This window comes from Rhodococcus sp. 1R11 (assembly GCF_004563845.1).
Classification (GTDB): Bacteria; Actinomycetota; Actinomycetes; order Mycobacteriales; family Mycobacteriaceae; genus Rhodococcoides.
In genome coordinates, this window is sequence record NZ_SPNG01000005.1 from 112,391 (window position 1) to 130,350 (window position 17,960).

The 17,960-nt window shown below is 65.3% G+C and carries 16 protein-coding genes; 10 read left to right on the forward strand and 6 right to left on the reverse strand.

Annotated features, from left to right (window positions below; all coding sequences use genetic code 11):
• Nucleotides 1-7: 7 nt before the first annotated feature.
• Nucleotides 8-940 (reverse strand): oxygenase MpaB family protein, encoded by a 933-nt coding sequence (locus E4P29_RS10565; RefSeq protein ID WP_135044450.1) that lies wholly within the window; start codon nt 938-940, stop codon nt 8-10.
• A gap of 23 nt (nt 941-963) precedes the next feature.
• Between E4P29_RS10565 and E4P29_RS10570 the strand changes: the two genes are divergently transcribed.
• The 3 genes from E4P29_RS10570 to E4P29_RS10580 are packed head-to-tail and all read left to right on the forward strand — an operon-like array spanning nt 964 to nt 4,239.
• Nucleotides 964-1,533, forward strand: coding sequence for a TetR family transcriptional regulator (locus tag E4P29_RS10570; protein WP_135044452.1), 570 nt, complete (start codon nt 964-966; stop codon nt 1,531-1,533).
• Nucleotides 1,534-1,561: 28 nt separating this feature from the next.
• Nucleotides 1,562-1,822, forward strand: a complete 261-nt coding sequence (locus tag E4P29_RS10575; protein ID WP_135044454.1) for an acyl-CoA-binding protein — start codon at nt 1,562-1,564, stop codon at nt 1,820-1,822.
• A gap of 50 nt (nt 1,823-1,872) precedes the next feature.
• Entirely contained in the window at nt 1,873-4,239 is a 2,367-nt protein-coding gene (locus E4P29_RS10580; protein ID WP_135044456.1) for an FdhF/YdeP family oxidoreductase, read from the forward strand.
• Nucleotides 4,240-4,245: 6 nt separating this feature from the next.
• On the opposite strand, the gene E4P29_RS10585 is transcribed toward E4P29_RS10580, so the two are convergent.
• Nucleotides 4,246-4,920, reverse strand: coding sequence for a GntR family transcriptional regulator (locus tag E4P29_RS10585; RefSeq protein ID WP_135044458.1), 675 nt, complete (start codon nt 4,918-4,920; stop codon nt 4,246-4,248).
• A 123-nt stretch (nt 4,921-5,043) separates the two neighbouring features.
• Here E4P29_RS10585 and E4P29_RS10590 point away from each other — a divergent pair, with 123 nt between their 5' ends.
• A complete protein-coding gene (locus tag E4P29_RS10590; RefSeq protein ID WP_135044460.1) occupies nt 5,044-6,540 on the forward strand; it encodes an aldehyde dehydrogenase family protein in 1,497 nt (498 codons plus the stop codon).
• Nucleotides 6,541-6,542: 2 nt separating this feature from the next.
• Nucleotides 6,543-7,445 carry an oxygenase MpaB family protein gene (locus E4P29_RS10595; RefSeq protein ID WP_135044462.1) on the forward strand — a complete coding sequence of 301 codons (903 nt, stop codon included), beginning with the start codon at nt 6,543-6,545 and terminating at the stop codon, nt 7,443-7,445.
• A 16-nt stretch (nt 7,446-7,461) separates the two neighbouring features.
• Here the strand turns inward: E4P29_RS10595 and E4P29_RS10600 are convergent, their stop codons facing one another.
• Nucleotides 7,462-8,514: an alpha/beta fold hydrolase gene (locus E4P29_RS10600; RefSeq protein ID WP_135044464.1), complete on the reverse strand. Its 1,053-nt coding sequence runs from the start codon at nt 8,512-8,514 to the stop codon at nt 7,462-7,464.
• Nucleotides 8,515-8,857: 343 nt separating this feature from the next.
• Between E4P29_RS10600 and mihF the strand changes: the two genes are divergently transcribed.
• From mihF to E4P29_RS10620, 4 genes are all read left to right on the forward strand, one after another.
• Nucleotides 8,858-9,172, forward strand: a complete 315-nt coding sequence (mihF, locus tag E4P29_RS10605) for an integration host factor, actinobacterial type (protein ID WP_008712632.1) — start codon at nt 8,858-8,860, stop codon at nt 9,170-9,172.
• Between the two features lie 82 nt (nt 9,173-9,254).
• Nucleotides 9,255-9,737, forward strand: coding sequence for a cation:proton antiporter regulatory subunit (locus E4P29_RS10610; protein WP_027494547.1), 483 nt, complete (start codon nt 9,255-9,257; stop codon nt 9,735-9,737).
• 19 nt (nt 9,738-9,756) lie between these two features.
• Nucleotides 9,757-10,929 carry a cation:proton antiporter gene (locus tag E4P29_RS10615; RefSeq protein ID WP_027494548.1) on the forward strand — a complete coding sequence of 391 codons (1,173 nt, stop codon included), beginning with the start codon at nt 9,757-9,759 and terminating at the stop codon, nt 10,927-10,929.
• Nucleotides 10,930-10,942: 13 nt separating this feature from the next.
• Nucleotides 10,943-11,599: a GntR family transcriptional regulator gene (locus tag E4P29_RS10620; protein ID WP_167735441.1), complete on the forward strand. Its 657-nt coding sequence runs from the start codon at nt 10,943-10,945 to the stop codon at nt 11,597-11,599.
• Between the two features lie 66 nt (nt 11,600-11,665).
• On the opposite strand, the gene E4P29_RS10625 is transcribed toward E4P29_RS10620, so the two are convergent.
• Complete coding sequence (locus E4P29_RS10625) at nt 11,666-13,801, reverse strand: 3-hydroxyacyl-CoA dehydrogenase NAD-binding domain-containing protein (RefSeq protein ID WP_094651669.1); 2,136 nt, start codon at nt 13,799-13,801, stop codon at nt 11,666-11,668.
• 9 nt (nt 13,802-13,810) lie between these two features.
• Entirely contained in the window at nt 13,811-15,022 is a 1,212-nt protein-coding gene (locus E4P29_RS10630) for an acetyl-CoA C-acetyltransferase (RefSeq protein ID WP_027494551.1), read from the reverse strand.
• A gap of 234 nt (nt 15,023-15,256) precedes the next feature.
• Between E4P29_RS10630 and E4P29_RS10635 the strand changes: the two genes are divergently transcribed.
• On the forward strand, nt 15,257-15,499 hold the full coding sequence (locus tag E4P29_RS10635; protein ID WP_135044466.1) for a hypothetical protein: 243 nt from the start codon (nt 15,257-15,259) through the stop codon (nt 15,497-15,499).
• 3 nt (nt 15,500-15,502) lie between these two features.
• Here E4P29_RS10635 and E4P29_RS10640 read toward each other — a convergent pair whose 3' ends face one another.
• Entirely contained in the window at nt 15,503-17,917 is a 2,415-nt protein-coding gene (locus tag E4P29_RS10640; RefSeq protein WP_135044468.1) for a DNA polymerase III subunit gamma and tau, read from the reverse strand.
• Nucleotides 17,918-17,960 lie beyond the last annotated feature (43 nt).

The window sequence follows — 17,960 nt, forward strand, 5'->3', positions numbered from 1 at the left end:
CGGAAACCTACACTTTCGGGCTGTAGTGCGACGGGTGCGAGCGACGCTGTACCGGCGGCAGATTGCGGGCGGGCGTGTGCGCCAGAGGAGCCGATGCCGGCCTGCGGCCCGCGACGCGATCCCAGCCGGCCCGGGCGCGCGGATGGAGTCGGCGACGACGCGGCACCAGCCCGAACGCCAGGTTCACTGCCCTGCCGAACAGTGCGAACCGTCGTGCATCGCGCTCCGACCAGGTGTATCCCAGTAGCTCGCGGACGGGCGGGTCGTAGAGCCCGACGGTGATCCAGACGAACAACGATGCGACCGGGCGGCGCAGTACTGCCCACAGTCGTTCCGGTAGCCAGGACGCGTACGGAGGTGGTCCGAGCGCGGACAGATCCAGTACTCCGCGTGCGGCCATGTTGTCCTCCAACACGTTTCGGCACATGTGATCCCAGTACTTCTGGAATTCGCTCCAGGTCTCGGGCACCGATCGCATGCTCATCCCGTAGAGCCGGTACCACTGCACGTGCTCGTCGAACAGTGTCTGCTTCTGATCCTCGGTGAGTCCGCCCATGAAGTTGTCCGCCGTGAGAACCGTGCCCATGAAGAACGTCGCGTGTGCCCAGTAGAAGGTGTCGGGATCGAGGGCGTGATACGTGCGCCCTTTCGAGTCGATTCCCTTGATGTCGTTGTGGTAGCCCCGCACCTGGTGGGCTGTCTCCTCGGCGCGGTCGCCGTCGAACACCACTCCCCCGATCGGATACAGGGAGCGGTAGAGGCGCTGCCATCGCTCGTCGAAGAACGTCGAATGCTGTTCGACGCCCGCTCCGAGTCCCGGGTGCATGTTCTGCATCGACCCCGCCCACACGCCCTGCAGCATCCCGCGCCAGTCACCGAAGTACTTCCACGTGAGCGAGTCGGGACCGAGCGGGACGGGTCGATCGAACTGACTACGCATGTTGTCAAAGTAGCCTCGACAACATGCGTGGTCAACAGTTGGAAGAGCGCAGATCCAAGCGGTACGACGCGCTGCTCGACGCCGGGATCGAACTCCTCGGCGCTCAGGAAGGACCCGCGGTGAACGTCCGCGCCGTGTGCCGCGCAGCCGGACTCACCGAGCGCTACTTCTACGAGAGCTTCACCGATCGCGACACGTTCGTCCGCGCGGTCTACGCCTGGGTAGGTGCCCGGACGCAGAAGGCCCTGGAGACCGCCGTCGCCGGAGCGTCGCCGCAGGACGCCGTCGCAGCGCCCGTCCGAGCGTTCGTCGAACTCGTCGTCGACGAGCCGCGGATGGGGCGAGTGCTGCTGATCGCACCGTTGGCCGAGCCTGCGCTGAGCCGACGCGGACTCGACCTCCTGCCCGGGTTCGTCGAACTGGTTCGTTCACGGCTGCCCGAGTCCGCCGACCGGCAGCTCGTCGCCGTCGGAACCGTCGGCGCATTGACGTCGCTGTTCATCGGATTCTTGGACGGCACGCTCGACGCCACCCGTGACGCTCTCGTCGCGCACTGTATTCGCATCCTCGAGCAGGCTGCCGTGCAAGGATGACGGCACCTACAGCCGAAGGAGCTCGTTCATGTCCGATCTCGACCAGTCGTTCGCCGATGCGCAGGTTGACGTCAAGAAGCTCACGTCCAAGCCGAGCAACGACGACCTGTTGCGCCTGTACTCGCTTTTCAAGCAAGGTTCGATCGGGGATGCGACGGGTAAGCGTCCAGGACGGCTGGACATGGTGAATCGGGCGAAGTTCGATGCTTGGGCGAAGCTCGAAGGTACGAGCCAGGATTCAGCGAAACAGCAGTACGTGAATTTGGTGACCGAGCTCCTGGCCGGCTGAGCCTTCGGGCTACTGTCGGGTGTCGGGGGTAACGAAACGAAGGGACCCGCATGAGACGCACCGACAGCGACGTCGACGAGGCCGAGCTCGATATCGAGAAGCCGAAGACCCATGCGGCAGGGGCCACTGCCGTTGCGGTGTCGATGAAGCGCGCGCTGGGACACATGGGACCCAAGCGGACCGCGCAGACTCTGTTGCGGCTCAATCAGGCCGAGGGCTTCGACTGCATGAGCTGCGCGTGGCCCGATCCCGACCCTGGTCACCGGCACGCCGCCGAGTTCTGCGAGAACGGTGCCAAGGCCGTCGCCGAAGAGGCTACGACGATGCGGGCCACTCCGGAGTTCTTCGCGCAGCACAGCATTGCCGAGCTCGATGCTCACACCGAACACTGGCTGGGTCAGCAGGGCCGCATCACGCATCCGATGATCAAGCTCCCCGGCGGCAGCCACTACGAGCCCATCGAATGGGACGACGCCTTCCGTCTGATCGGGGACGAGCTGAAGAGCCTCGCCAGCCCGGACGAGGCCATCTTCTACACCTCGGGTCGTGCGTCCAACGAGTCCGCGTTCATCTACCAGTTGTTCGCTCGCTCGTTCGGCACGAACAACATGCCCGACTGCTCCAACATGTGTCACGAGTCGACGTCCATCGCTCTGCAGGAGTCCATCGGCATCGGCAAGGCCAGTGTCACGCTCGACGACGTACACAACGCCGAACTGATCATTCTGGCCGGCCAGAATCCCGGTACCAATCACCCGCGCATGCTCTCCGCCCTGGAAATGGCGAAGCAGAACGGCGCAAAGATCCTGTCCATCAATCCCCTTCGCGAAGCGGGACTGCTCAACTTCAAGAACCCCCAGACCCCGCGCGGCATGGTCGGTCCCGGTACCGATCTGTCGGATCTGCACCTGCCGATCAAGCTCAACGGCGACCTCGCTCTGTTCCAGGCCCTCGGGGCGCTGTTGGTGAAGTGGGACGCCCTCGATCACGAATTCCTCGGCGAGTACACCGTCGGATTCGACGAGTGGAAGGCACACGTTGCCGAGGTCGACTTCGATCTCGTCACCGAGGTCACCGGCCTGTCCATGCAGCAGATCACCGAGGCCGCCGAGATGCTGCGCGACTCGAAGGCCACCGTCTTCTGCTGGGCGATGGGTCTGACGCAGCATCGCAATGCCGTCGCCACCATCAAGGAAGTCACCAATCTCGCGTTCGCGCAAGGAAACATCGGTAAGGCCGGTGCCGGATTGCTTCCGGTTCGAGGCCATTCCAACGTCCAGGGCGACCGAACGATGGGCATCTGGGAGCGCCCTCCGGTGGCCTTCCTCGACGCCATGGCGGCGGAGTTCGAGTTCGAGCCGCCCCGTGAGCACGGCTTGGACACCGTCGATTCCATCCGCGCCATGCGCGACGGCAAGGCCCATTTCTTCCTCGGCCTCGGCGGTAACTTCGTTCAGGCGACGCCGGACAGCGACGTCACGTTCGAGGCGCTGCGCAAGATGCGCATGACCGTGCAGATCTCCACGAAGATCAATCGTTCGCATCTCGTCTGCGGCGAGACGGCTCTCATCCTGCCGACCCTCGGACGCACCGAGAAGGACGTGCAAGCCAGTGGTGAGCAATGGATTTCGGTGGAGGACTCCACGTGCTCGGTGCACTCGTCCCGAGGACCGCTGAAGCCCGCGAGCCCGTACCTGCGCTCGGAGGTCGCGATCGTCAGCGGTATCGCCGAGGCCACGCTCGGCGACCGGTACGGTCTCGACTGGAAGGGTTTCCGCGACGACTACCGCAACATCCGCACGCACATCTCGCGCGTCGTCGCAGGTTGCGAAGGGTACGAGGTCAATGTTCGACGCCCCGGCGGCTTCGTCCTCCCGCATCCCCCTCGCGACAGCAGGACGTTCGAAACCAAAAGCGGGAAGGGTGAATTCGCCGTCTCGCCGATCGATGTGCTGCAGGTTCCGCCGGGCCATCTGATTCTGCAGACGTTGCGCAGCCACGATCAGTTCAATACGACTATCTACGGTCTGAGCGATCGATACCGCGGCATCGAGAACGGCAGGCGGGTGATCTTCGTGCACCGCGAGGACGTCTCGGCTCTCGGTTTCCGGGACGGCGACATGGTCGATCTCGTCACCAAATGGGACGACGACGACGTGGACCGCTGCGCACCGTCGTTCCGCATCGTGGAGTACGACACTCCCCGTGGATCGGCCGCGGCGTACTACCCCGAAACGAATCCGCTGATTCCCCTGGATTCGACTGCGCTGCAGAGCAACTGCCCCACCTCGAAGTCGGTGATCATCTCGATGGTTCCGGCCGGCACCGGTGCGCAGGGTACGTCGAGCGGGAGCCAGGACAACGAGGGCTCGGACGAGGGGCACAAGTCGCACCCCCAGCCGCATCACCTGAGCTGAACGAACTCAGCTGAACGATCGAACCAGGGTCGCCGCGCCGGTGAACTGATGTCGCATCAGTTCACCGGCGACCCGGTGATCGCCTCGACGCATCGCCTCGATCAATTCTTCGTGAGCGCGCACCGCCCGTTGCCCCCAGTCGGTGTCGGAGGCATGCAGATGCGTAGGGGTGTATTTGACGGCACCGAGCAGAAACCACGCCAACGTGGTGCCGCCCGCAATTTTGTTTATGGCGCGATGGAACTCGAACTCGCACCGCTCGACGGCATCGGCGTCGGCGCGTGTCACGGCATCGCGTAGGTCGTCGTTGAGGGTGGCCAACTGCTGGAGATGTTCCCCCGTCACCCGCCGGGATGCCCGCTCGGCCAGGGCCGCGGCGATCGTGCCCTGCAACCAGAAGATGTCGTCGATGTCCTGCTGCGTCAGTTCGACGACGCGGTAGCCCCGATGCGGGACGGATTCGAGCAGCCCTTCGCCGCGCAACGACACCAGCGCCTCGCGCACCGGGGTGGCACTGACTCCCAGCTCGGCTGCGGTCTCGTCGATGCGGACGAACGACCCCGGCTTCAGCGCACCGGCGACGATCCTCCTACGAATGCTCACGGCGACGTCCTCGGACAACTGCGGACGTCGCGGAATCGGCGGTGTCGAGGGTGCCGTGCGTGTGAGATCGAGGCTCATTCCACATCTCCTGCACAGCGCGGCGGCGGGGGTTGTTGCAACGGTGACGGACGCATAGTGTGTCCTGGACAACATTGAATCACATCAAATATATGTGATGCGATCTGCTGGAGGATAGAGCCCGTGACGGACCAGATCGAACGAACGAACGAGAGCACCTTCGAAAGCCTCGATCCCAGAACGGGTCTCGCTCTCGCAACGTACCCGATCGCCGACGCCGCCGAGGTCGAGATCGCCGTGACCCGCGCCCGCTCGGCCGCCCGGTGGTGGGACGCGCAGGGCTTCGAGGGCCGCAAGCGGTGGCTCCTCGAATTCAAGACCGCGATCGCCCGCGACGCCGCGAGCCTCGCTGCCGTCATCGCCGCCGAAACCGGCAAGCCGGACGAGGACTCCCTGCTCGAAGTCATGTTGGGCGTCGAACACATCGATTGGGCGGCGCGCCACGCCGGCAAGACCCTCAAACAGCGCAGGGTCGGATCGGGTCTGCTCGCCATCAACCAGAAGGCCTACGTCAGCTACCGCCCGTTCGGCGTCGTCGGCGTCATCGGACCGTGGAACTACCCGCTCTACACCCCGATGGGGTCGATCGCGTACGCCCTCGCCGCGGGCAACACCGTCGTCTTCAAACCCAGCGAACTCACCCCAGGTGTCGGGGTCTGGTTGGCCGAGAAGTGGCAGTCGCTCGCCGCTCCCCACCCGGTGTTCCAGACGATCACCGGCGACGGTTCCACCGGCACCGCCCTGGTCGAAGCCGGCGTCGACAAGATCGCGTTCACCGGATCGACCGCGACGGCCAAGAAAGTCATGGCCACGTGCGCGAAGTCGTTGACGCCGCTGATCGCCGAGTGCGGCGGTAAGGACGCCATGCTCGTCGACGCCGACGCCGATATCTCTGCAGCCGTGGAATTCGCGACGTTCGGCGCGATGGGCAATGCCGGGCAGACCTGCGCCGGAGTCGAACGCATCTACGTCGCCGCCCCGGTGTACGACCGATTCGTCGCCGAATTCACCACTGCGGTCAAGGCATTGAAGCCCGGCGGATCGAAGACCTCGTCCTACGGCCCGATGACGCTGTCCAAGCAGAGCGACATCGTCCGCGGCCAGATCGAGGATGCGTTGGCCAAGGGCGGCACGGCATTGGTGGGCGGGCTCGACTCGTTGCACGGGCCGTACATCGACCCCGTCGTCCTCACCGACGTTCCCGAGGATTCGACCGCGATCACCGAGGAGACGTTCGGGCCCACCGTCGTCGTCAACAAGGTCCGCGATCTGGACGAGGCCATAGCCCGTGCCAACGCGTCCTCCTACGGCCTGGGTGCATCGGTGTTCACCAAGGACACGGCGGTCGGACGACGCGCGGCCGAGAAACTCGATTGTGGTGTCGTGACGGTCAATTCGGTGCTGGGCTTCGCCGGCGTCCCGGCCCTACCGTTCGGCGGAACAGGCGACTCGGGCTTCGGGCGCATCCACGGCGACGACGGCCTTCGCGAATTCAGCACCGTCAAATCACTGACCGTGCAGGGCTTCGCGGCACCGATCGATCTGCTGACGATGAAGCGCAAAGCCCGGAACATGAAGCTCTCGGTGCTGGCGCTCAAACTCCGCCACGGACGAGGCTGACCATGGACATCGCGCCGGGTCGGGGTCGATACGGGTGGTTACGCCGCGTCGAGGAACTCGACCCGGTCCGCGACTGTCACACCATTCACCGGATCACCGCGGGGTACGAGTTCCCCTGGGATTATCAGCGGGCCCTCGAATTCGCCTTGTTCCGAACCTATTGCGTGCCGACGATTTCCGCTCTGCTGGCCCGGACCGGCGAGTTCGAGAAGCGACCGCAGAAGCGGTACGACGACACCTCGCTGCTGATGTCGGAGATGCTCGAGCACGGTTACGACTCCGAACGAGGTCGCGAATCGCTGCGGACGGTTAATCGGATGCACGCGCAGTACGACATCTCCAACGACGACATGCTGTACGTGCTCACGACGTTCATCTACGAGCCCATCGAGTGGATCGACACCTACGGGTGGCGTCGCCTGCATCCCCACGAGCGGCTCGCGACCTTCCACTTCTACAGCGAAGTGGGTAAACGCATGGGCATCAAGGACATTCCAGAGTCGTACACCGAGTTCGCACAGTTCAAGCTCGATTACGAAGAACGAACGTTCCGCTTCAGCGAGGACAACCGTCGCATCGGCACCTACACCCTCGATCTCTACTGCTCGTGGTTTCCCGCCGCGCTCACCCCGGCTGTCCGGCAGGGCGTGTTCGCGTTGCTCGACGATCGGATGGCGAACGCATTCGGCTTCCCCGCCGGCTCACCCACGCTGGAACGGGCCGCGGTGCGGGCGCTGCGGACCAAGGCCCGCGTGGAGCGGTTCCTCCCCACGAGAAAATACTCACGCACGACAGCCGACGCGGGCAACAAGACCTACCCCGGCTATCCCGTCGGGTACAGCCCGAAAGATCTGGGCACCCAGGCCGCATCACCGATTCGCGGTTGTCCGGTACCTACGACGTAACTGCGAACTCGACGGGTCAGAGCCCGTCCACCCACCGGCCGAACGCATCGCGAAACTCCCCCGAGAGCGGCAGCGGTGCCAGGGCGGTGTTCGGATCCGCGGGCAGCGGGCCGAGCTCACCCAGCATGTGCGAGCTGTTGGCGAAGTGCGCGAAGTGGAGATCGGTGTGGCCCAGGGCCACTCGCACGTTCTCGACCTGGCCGCAGGAGACGTTGAGATCCTTGTCCGAGCAGGTCAGGAACGAGGAGTACGAGTCCGGTAGCGCGGCAGCCAGATTCGCCGGGTCAGTGGCATCCGCTTCACGCAGGAAGGTGGCGCTCTGCCGCAGTCCCAGACCGTCGACGATCGGGTCGGGCTCCGCGGACAGCGGTCGTCCCGCGCGAATATCGGCGACGGCCTGGGCGAAGCGATCTCGCGACGACGCGGCCTGCTCCTCGGTGAACTGGCCGACCGCCACGGCCTCGCCGATGTTGCGATCGACCTGCGCGGTCAGCAGGTCGAGGTAGCGGATGGACAACGGCTCGAGCAGGCCGACATGGGTGAACGCCGCGCTGTCGGCTTCGGCCAGACGCAGTGCCGTCAGTGCGCCCTCGCTGTGCCCGATCACCGTCGTGCGATCCGCCCCGACACCGGTGCGCTGCTGCAGGAAAGCCAGTGCGTCCGCAGCATTGTCGACCTGCGCATCGAAGCCGGGCGGGTTGTTCGAATCCACCCCGGCCAGGCCGGTACGGCCGCTCCCGAGCTTGTCGAAACGCAGGCTCGCAATACCGCGTCGGGACAGCTCGTCGGCGACGTATGCGGTCGTGTTCAGCTGCAGATTACCCGAGTTCCCGTTGCGGTCGGTCGGCCCGCTTCCCGGCAGCACCAATGCCACGCCGCGGGTGTCGCCGACCGGCATGCGAAGGCTGCCGTAGAAGGTGATGCCACCGGACTCGAAGCTGACCTCGGAATCGAGCGCGTCGTCGGGTGACCACGGAACGTTGATCGGGGCAGCGGCCGCGGTACCCGCGCCGACGAGCAGGAGCATCGACGCGGCCAGTCCGGCCAGCAGTCCTCGGGTGCGCATCATGCCGCCAGAATAACAATCCGACCGACCGTTCGGATATGGGTACGCTGCCCGTAACCCACGGCACGGCACTCGACGTCGCCCATCGAAAAACGCACGCGACCGCTCCCGACCGAGCCGGCTCGAGGCGTCGAACACCCAGCACACACCGGCTCCGGAAGGCCGAAGTGCTGGTCGGGGCACACCCCGAATCGGATAGGACGTAGCCTGGCGAGGGAGGTTCGGTGGTTCGACCGTGAATGACACCCGTGTTGTTCGGTTAGATTGGAAGAGCCACCAGGCACGATGCAAGAGGGTCGAGACCTGTCAACGAGCGACGGGTCACCACAATCGAGGAGAACAGGCCATGGCTTTACCAGTATTGACACCGGAACAGCGCACCGCGGCGCTGGCCAAGGCGGCCGAGGCACGCACTGCGCGGTCGAAGTTGCTCGCATCCGTCAAGTCCGGCGAACTGAGCGTCGCTGACGTCCTCGCCAAGGCGGAGAACGACGAGATCGTCAAGAAGACCAAGGTGTCCGCGCTGATCAAGGCCCTGCCGGGCGTTGGATCCGTGCGCGCCGCACAGCTGCTCGAGCAGCTGTCCATCGCAGATACGCGCCGCATCGGCGGCCTCGGCGCAAACCAGCGCGAAGCGCTGCTCGCTGCCGTCGCATCCTGATTCACATTTTCACGGGTCGTTCCTGCAGGCTCCACTCCTGATCCTGCGATAACGCGTTGCCTGCAGGGCTAGCATTTCGACCATGAACGTCGAAGTGACCCTGCTGCCCGGAATCGGGGTGCGGAAAGATTTTGCCCTCGCTTCCGGGCGCCGCATCGGCGTCATCACCCGCAAGGACGGCGCGAACGAACTGATCGTTTCGCGCAAGGACGACCCCGATGCGACGCAGGCGTCCATCACCCTGAGCAATGAGGAAGCGGCGGCCCTGGGCAATCTGCTCGGGTCGCCGCAACTCATTGCTCAGCTCGGGGAAGAGCATCGCGATCTCCCCGGAATCAACACTCGTCAACTCCCCATTCGCGCCAATTCACGGTTCGTCAGCCGCACACTCGGCGACACCGCCATGCGCACCAAGACCGGAGTATCCGTCGTCGCTGTCATGCGCGCCGGCCAGGTACAACCGTCACCCACTCCCGACTTCACGCTCGCCGCAGGTGACCTTCTGGTCGCCGTCGGTACCGCGGACGGACTGGACGCAGCAGCCAAGTTGCTCGGCAATGCCTGAGATCAGTCGGGTCTGACCCGTGGCCGAGAGCGCGCTCGCCCTCACCGAGCTGGGTGCCGTGTTCTTCGTTCTCGGACTTCTCGCTCGTCTCGCCGGCCGGATCGGCGTCTCCCCCATCCCGTTCTACCTGCTCGGCGGACTGGCCTTCGGCAACGGCGGATTCGTCAACCTCGGCGGCATCGACGAGTTCAGCGAGATCGCCAGCGAAATCGGCGTCATCTTGCTGTTGCTGCTGCTCGGACTCGAATACACCGCAACCGAGCTCGTCACCGGCCTGCGTCGATCGTGGATGGCCGGTCTGGTCGACATCGTCCTCAACTTCGCGCCCGGTGCCGTCGTCGCGCTGCTGCTCGGCTGGGGCGGAGTCGGGGCGCTCGTGATGGGCGGCGTCACGTACATCTCGTCGTCGGGCATCATCGCCAAAGTTCTCACCGACCTGGGCCGACTGGGAAACCGTGAAACCCCCGTCGTGTTGTCGATCCTGGTGTTCGAGGACCTTGCGATGGCTATCTACCTCCCGATCCTCACCGCCGTCCTGAGCGGAGTCAGCTTCCTCGGCGGACTCGAAGCCCTCGGCATCTCACTGTTCGTCATCACCTTCGTGTTGGTCGTCGCGCTGAAATACGGCAGATTCGTCTCGGCGATCGTCGACAGTCCCGACCGCGAAATCGTGCTCCTCAAGGTGCTGGGATCCGCCCTGCTGGTGGCCGGCATCGCGTCGGAACTGCAGGTCTCGGCGGCCGTCGGCGCGTTCCTGCTGGGAATCGCGATCTCCGGCTCGACGGCCGACAACGCGACCCGCGTCCTGGAACCCCTACGCGACCTGTTCGCTGCGATGTTCTTCGTCGTGTTCGGCCTGGGTACCGACCCGTCGACCATCCCGCCCGTGTTGGGCTGGGCCGTCGTTCTCGCCGTCACCACTGCCGCGACCAAGATCGCCACGGGCTGGTGGGCAGCAGGTCGGCAGGGAATCGGCAGACCGGGACGATTACGCGCCGGTGCGGCTCTGGTGGCGCGCGGAGAGTTCTCCATCGTCATCGCCGGACTGGCCGTCGCCGCGGGGGCTGTCGAAGGCGAACTGGCGGCCCTGGCGACCGCGTACGTGCTGCTGATGGCCATCCTGGGGCCGATTGCTGCCCGCGTCGTCGAACCCGTCGCAAAGGTTGTGCTCCGCACCAAGCCCGCGGTGTGATTGGCTTTTCGACATGGCAGACAAGCGGACGGCTCTGAGGCGACGGCCACAGTTGTCCGAGGAAGTCGCCAGCCACGTCCGCCACCTGGTGATGTCCGGAGAGGTGAGTCCGGGAGACTTCATCCGTCTCGACGAGACGGCAGCCCAGTTGGGCGTCAGCGTCACCCCTGTGCGTGAGGCGCTACTGACCTTGCGTGGTGAGGGCATCGTCGAACTCGTCCCCCACCGCGGCTATGTGGTGTCTGCGCTGACGCCGAGCGACATCGTCGACATCTTCTGGCTGCAGGGTGAGATCGCGGTCGAACTCGTGCGCCGGGCGGCACCGAAGATTACCGAGGTCGAACTGGGTCGACTCACCGAGCTCACCGACGTACTGTCGGTCGCCGTCGAGAACGGCAAGGCCGAGGACGTCGAGAACATCGAGTTCGAGTTCCATCGGGTGCTGAACCGTCTGGCCGAGTCATCCAAGTTGGCGTGGTTCCTCAACAACGCCACCCGCTACACCCCGACCCGTCTTTACGCCACCGACCGTGACTGGGGCCGTGCAGCCGTGCGCAATCACGAGGATCTGATCGCGGCCCTGGTTCGAAACGACATCGACGCCGCCTGCGAATTGATGAAGCAACAATTCACAGACGGCGCCGAGAGGTTGATCGCGCATCGCGGTTGAGTGCGCTCCGCGCAGTGGTGCGGTTATGTGCCATGGGCGGCACATAACCACACCACTGCCTTGGCACTAGCGCAGCGAGGCCGGAACCTGGAAACGCTCGCCGTACTTCTTGGCCAATTCGTCCGCGCGAGCGACGAATCCGGCCTGACCACCCGGGTAGCCGACGACGTACTGGTGCACGCCACCCGTCCAGGCCGGGAAACCGATGCCGAAGATCGAGCCGATGTTGGCGTCGGCGGTGGTGTTCAGGACACCCTCGTCGAAGCACTTCTGCGTCTCGATGGCCTCGATGAACAGCATGCGCTCCTTGAGGTCCTCGAACGGGATGTCCGCCGAACCCGACTTGAACGCATCACGCAGTCCGGGCCACAGGCCGGCGCGCTTGCCGTCTTCGTACTCGTAGAAGCCCGCGCCCTTGGCCTTCGACGGACGCTCGAACTCGTCGACCATCTTGTCGATGACCTCGCCGGCCGGATCCTCGGGAGGGGTTCCACCGGCAGCCTTGATGGCGTCGTAGGTTTCCTTGCGGATCTTCTGCATCAGATTGAGCGTGAGCTCGTCCGAAAGCTGCAGTGGCGCAGCCGGGTAACCGGCCTGCAGACCGGCCTGCTCGATGGTCGACGGCTCGACGCCCTCGCCCAGCATCGCGATGGCCTCGTTGATGAACGTACCGATCACGCGAGAGGTGAAGAATCCACGACTGTCGTTGACGACGATCGGCGTCTTCTTGATGAGCTGCACGAGGTCGAATGCCTTGGCCAAGGCCGCATCCGACGTCTTCTCGCCGCGGATGATCTCCACCAGTGGCATCTTGTCGACGGGTGAGAAGAAGTGGATTCCGATGAAGTCTTCCTGACGCTTGATGCCCTGAGCGAGGCTCGTGATGGGCAGCGTCGAGGTGTTGGAACCGAGCAGTGCCGTCGGATCGACGAGGTCCTCGATCTCCTGGAAGACCTTCTGCTTCAACTCTTCCGACTCGAAGACGGCCTCGATGACGAGGTCGGCACCTTCGACGTCCTTGGCATCGGCGGTCGGGTGGATACGCGCGAGCAGAGCGTCCGACTTCTCCTGGGTGGTCTTGCCACGCGAGAGTGCCTTGGCCTCGATGGCCTCGGAGTACGCCTTGCCCTTCTGTGCCGACTCGATGGCAACGTCCTTGAGCACCACGTCGATTCCGGCCTTGGCACACACGTACGCGATGCCCGCGCCCATCATGCCTGCGCCGAGAACTGCGACCTTGGTGAAGGTGGTCTTCTCGATGCCGTCGGGCCGAGACTTGCCGGCGTTGATCGCCTGCAGGTCGAAGAAGAACGCCTGAATCATGTTCTTGGACACCAGGCCGGTGACCAACTCGGTGAAGTACCGCGACTCGATGGTGCACGCATTGTCGAAGTCGACCTGCGCACCCTCCACTGCCGCAGCGAGAATCGCGCGCGGAGCCGGCATCGGTGCGCCCTTGATCTGCTTGCGCAGGTTGGACGGGAATGCCGGGAGGATCTGCGCGAGCTTCGGGTTCGACGGCGTGCCGCCGGGGATCTTGTAACCCTTGACGTCCCACGGTGCGACGCCACCCTCGGGGTTGGCCTTGATCCATGCCTTGGCGGTGGGCACCAATTCGTCGATGCTGCCGACCAATTCGTGAACCAGACCGATTTCGAGAGCCTTGGCCGGACGGAATCGGGTGCCCTGCGCCAGGACGGTCATGAAGCCGGTCTGGATGCCGAGCAGTCGCGTGATGCGGGCAACGCCGCCGCCGCCGGGCAGCAGGCCGAGCGAGACCTCGGGCAGACCGATCTGCACGCCGGGAACATCGGCCGCGATGCGGTGATGCGTCGCAAGCGCGATCTCGAGTCCGCCGCCGAGTGCCGCACCGTTGATGGCAGACACGACCGGCTTGCCGAGCTTCTCGAGCCGACGCAGCTGTCCCTTGACTTCCTGGACCTCGTCGAACACCCGCTGGGCGTCCTCGGGCTTGGCAGCGATGAGGGTGTGCAGATCGCCGCCGGCGAAGAACGTCTTCTTGGCGGAGGTCAGCACGACTCCGGTGATGCTGTCCTTCTCGGCCTCGAGGCGATCGACCGTCGCGCCCATCGAGTCCTTGTACAGCTGGTTCATCGTGTTGGCGCCCTGGTTGGGGTCGTCCATCGTCAGAACGACGATGCCGTCGGCGTCCTGGTCCCACTGAATCATGTTGTCAGACATCGTTCTACCTCAGACTCGCTCGATGATGGTGGCAACGCCCATGCCGCCGCCGATGCACAGGGTGATCAAGGCGTACCGGCCGCCGCGGCGCTCGAGCTCGTCGAGCACGGTGCCGGTGATCATGGCTCCGGTGGCACCGAGCGGGTGGCCCATGGCGATTGCGCCGCCGTTGACGTTGAGCTTCTCGTTCGGGATCTTCAGATCCTTCTGGAAACGCAGCACCACGGAAGCGAATGCCTCGTTGAGCTCGAACAGATCGATGTCGTCGACGGTCAGTCCCGCGGTGGCGAGAACCTTCTTCGACGCCGGGGTCGGTCCGGTCAGCATGATGGTCGTGTCGGCGCCACTGGTGGCCGTCGCGACGATGCGGGCGCGCGGGACCATGTTCAGGTCCTTGCCCGCCTGCTCGCTGCCGACGAGGACGAGGGCTGCGCCGTCGACGATGCCGGAGCTGTTTCCGCCGGTGTGGACGTGATCGATCTTCTCGATCCAGTGGTACTTCTGCAGCGCCACGTCGTCGAATCCGCCCATGGCCGCGATACCGGTGAATGCCGGGTTCAGCTTGCCGAGCGACTCGACGGTGCTGCCCGGACGCATGTGCTCGTCCTGATCGAGGATGAGCAGACCGTTCTGGTCGGTGACCGGAACGACGGACTTGGCGAAGTAGCCACCGGACCACGCCGCAGCGGCGCGCTCCTGGGACTGGACTGCATATGCGTCGACGTCTTCGCGGGTGAAGCCTTCGATGGTGGCGATCAGGTCGGCACCGATGCCCTGCGGGGCGAAGTAGGTGTCGTAGTTGGTGGCCGGGTCCATGGCCCATGCGCCGCCGTCACTGCCCATCGGCACGCGAGACATCGACTCGACGCCGCCGGCGACGACCAGTTCGTCCCAGCCCGAGCGCACCTTCTGCGCGGCCAGGTTGACGGCTTCGAGGCCCGACGCGCAGAAGCGGTTGAGCTGGAAGCCGCCGACGGTGTCGGGCATCTTGGCTGCGAGCACGGCCGTGCGGGCGATGTCGGCACCCTGATCTCCGACGGGCGAGACCACACCCAGGATGAGGTCGGAGATTCGGTTCTCGTCCATGTCGGGGAAACGTCGACGAAGCTCGTCGATCAGCCCGGTCACCAAGGAAATCGGCTTCACCGAATGCAGGGAGCCGTTCTTTCCTTTACCTCGGGGAGTCCTGATGGCCTCGTAAATGAATGCCTCTGTAGTCACAGCGCGCAGTTCCTTCCACATACTCGATCTTGTCGCGGTCGCCGTGCCGGCCGACCGCGTCGGTGCGAGGCCATGACAGACCTCAGCTCATGCCACAGTAAGTTGGCGGGCTGATCCGACGTAAGGACCGAAACGAGCGTTTCGCATGACCCCGCGAAGCGGTTCAGGTTTGAACGACCCCGTCTCGGGAAATTACGATGCATCAGATCGACCGAAGGCGAAAGAAGACCGACCATGGAAACCGACAACGAACCGACCGTGGGCGCTCGCGTCAAGGTACGTATTCGCAACGAAGACAGCTCCGGATCCGACAGCTCGGGATCCGACGCCTACGAAACAGGCGCGATCGTCGACGACTTCGGAGTCCAACCGACCGACAGCACCTCGCGGGACTGGGCAGTCGCCAAGCGTTGGGCCGTCGCACTCGACAGCGGCCGACTGGTATTCGTCGACACCGACGACCTCACGCTCGCTTGAGTCTCAGATCTCCTTGAGCGGTACCGCTCCGAGTTCGCTCACCAGCAGCTCCATGGCGACCGTTTCCGGGTCCCGACGAACCGACGGGTCCGCAGGCTCGGCCGCGGCCTTGAGCAATTCTTCCTCGTCCTCCGGCGTCTCCGGAGGAGGCGGGCCTACCGGCTCGGGATCGTCGGGATAGTCCGGGGCCTCGGGCATCGGAATGTCTGCGTCCGATCCATCGCCCGCTGAACCGAAACCGTCCGACGTCGGACGGGGAGCCCCTGCCTGGCTCGGCCTCGAGAACTTCGGCAGCGACGCGGGTTTCGCTGCCGGTTCATCTTTTTTTGCTGATGACGGTTCCGGTGGTGCCGCAGCACCCACCAGACAGACCACCGACCATTCGACGCCGAACACGTCACGCAACGCATCCCGAATGACGTCGGCGTTGCGGGGTTCTTCGAGACGCTTCGCGAGCGGCGCCGAATCGTGCCCGAGAGTGATGGTGCCGTTCTCGACGGTGCGTACCGACGCACCGGACAACATCACCTCGACGGTCCTGCTTCGCTCTCGTACCTTGGTTCGCACCTCGGACCACACCGCGCGGACGGCCGCCGCATCCGGCTCGTTGGAGGCCGCCGCGGGTGCCGCGACCGGCTCGGGTTCGGATTCGTACACCGGCTCGGGCTCCGGGCCGTACTCGTCCTCGGGCTCCGGCGGAAAATCCTCGTGCGAAAGCGATGGTTCCGAACGCTGTTGCGCTGCAACTGGATTCGCGACCGATTCAGGCTCGGGTGTCGGAGCAGGCTCGGGTGTCGGAGCAGGCTCAGGTGTCGGAGCAGGCTCAGGTGTCGGAGCAGGCTCGGGCACTGGAGCAGGCTCGGGCACTGGAGCCGGTTCGCGCGTTGGAGCCGGTTCGCGCGTTGGAGCCGGTTCGCGCGTTGGAGCGGGCTCGGGTGTGGGAGCAGGCTCGGGTGTGGGAGCAGGCTCGGGTGTGGGAGCGGGCTCGGGGGCTGCAGGCTCGGGCACCGGAGACGGTTCCGGGGCCGCCATAGGTTCGGGTGCCGCGACAGGCGCAGGCACCGGAGCCGGTGCCGGAGCGGGGGCTGGTGCTGGTGGCGCCGCGGGTGCGGACTCGGCGGCCGGCTGCCGCTGGGACGGTCGCTGGAATTTGTTCACCGCGGGCGGGCCGGAGGGTGCAGGCTCGTCGGTCGCGGGCAGCTGCGGCCGTGTCGGGTCTGCGGCTGCCTGTGCCACTGCGGCCTGTTCGCCGGCAGGAAGGGTGACGTCCAGGCGACGTTCGACGCGCTCGAGCCTCTGCAACACAGCCGATTCAGCGTCGGAGGCCGACGGCAGGAGCATCCGTGCGCACATCACTTCGAGCAGCAGGCGCGGCGCGGTGGCCCCGCGCATTTCGCCGAGGCCCGAGTGCACGATCTCCGCGTAGCGAGTCAGCGTCGCCGAGCCGAGCAGGTCCGCCTCGTCGCGGAGTCGTTCGAGGACGTCGCCCGGCACGTCGACCAGGCCACGTTCACCGGCGTCGGGTACGGCCTTCATCAGGATCAGGTCTCGCATGCGATCGAGGAGGTCGATGGCGAAGCGACGTGGATCGTGGCCGGCGTCCATCACCTTGTCGACGGTGCCGAACAGTGCGCCGCCGTCTCCCGCGGCCAGGGCGTCGACGGCCTCGTCGATCAGCGCGACGTCGGTGACGCCGAGCAGCGACAGAGCTCGCGGGTAGGTGACGCCTTCCGGTCCGGCTCCGGCCAGCAACTGGTCCATGACCGACAGCGAGTCACGCGGCGAACCACCACCCGCCCGGATGACGAGTGGATAGACCGCGTCCTCGACCGGGACCTGTTCCTGACCGCAGATCTTCTCGAGCAGGCCCCGCATCGTCGACGGCGCAAGCAGACGGAACGGGTAGTGGTGGGTTCGCGAGCGGATGGTGGGGAGCACCTTCTCGGGCTCGGTGGTCGCGAAGATGAAGACCAGGTGCTCCGGCGGTTCCTCGACGACTTTGAGCAGCGCGTTGAAGCCGGCTGGGGTGACCATGTGCGCCTCGTCGATGATGAAGATGACGTAGCGCGACTCGGCCGGGGCGTACACGGCTTTGTCTCGTAGATCGCGGGCATCGTCGACGCCGCCATGGCTGGCTGCGTCCATCTCGACGACGTCGAAGTTGCCGGGCCCGCCCGGTGCCAGTGCGACGCAGGAGTTGCACACACCGCAGGGCGTGGAGGTCGGCCCTTCGGCGCAGTTCAGCGATCGGGCGAGGATGCGTGCCGAGGACGTCTTTCCGCAGCCACGGGGGCCTGAGAAGAGATAGGCGTGGTTGATTCTGTTGGAATCGAGCGCCACGCTGATCGGTTCGGTGACGTGCTCCTGACCGACGACTTCAGCGAACGTCGCGGGACGGTACTTCCGGTAGAGGGCCACGCCCGAAAGGGTACCGGCGACCGACGACACAGTTGCATCGCGC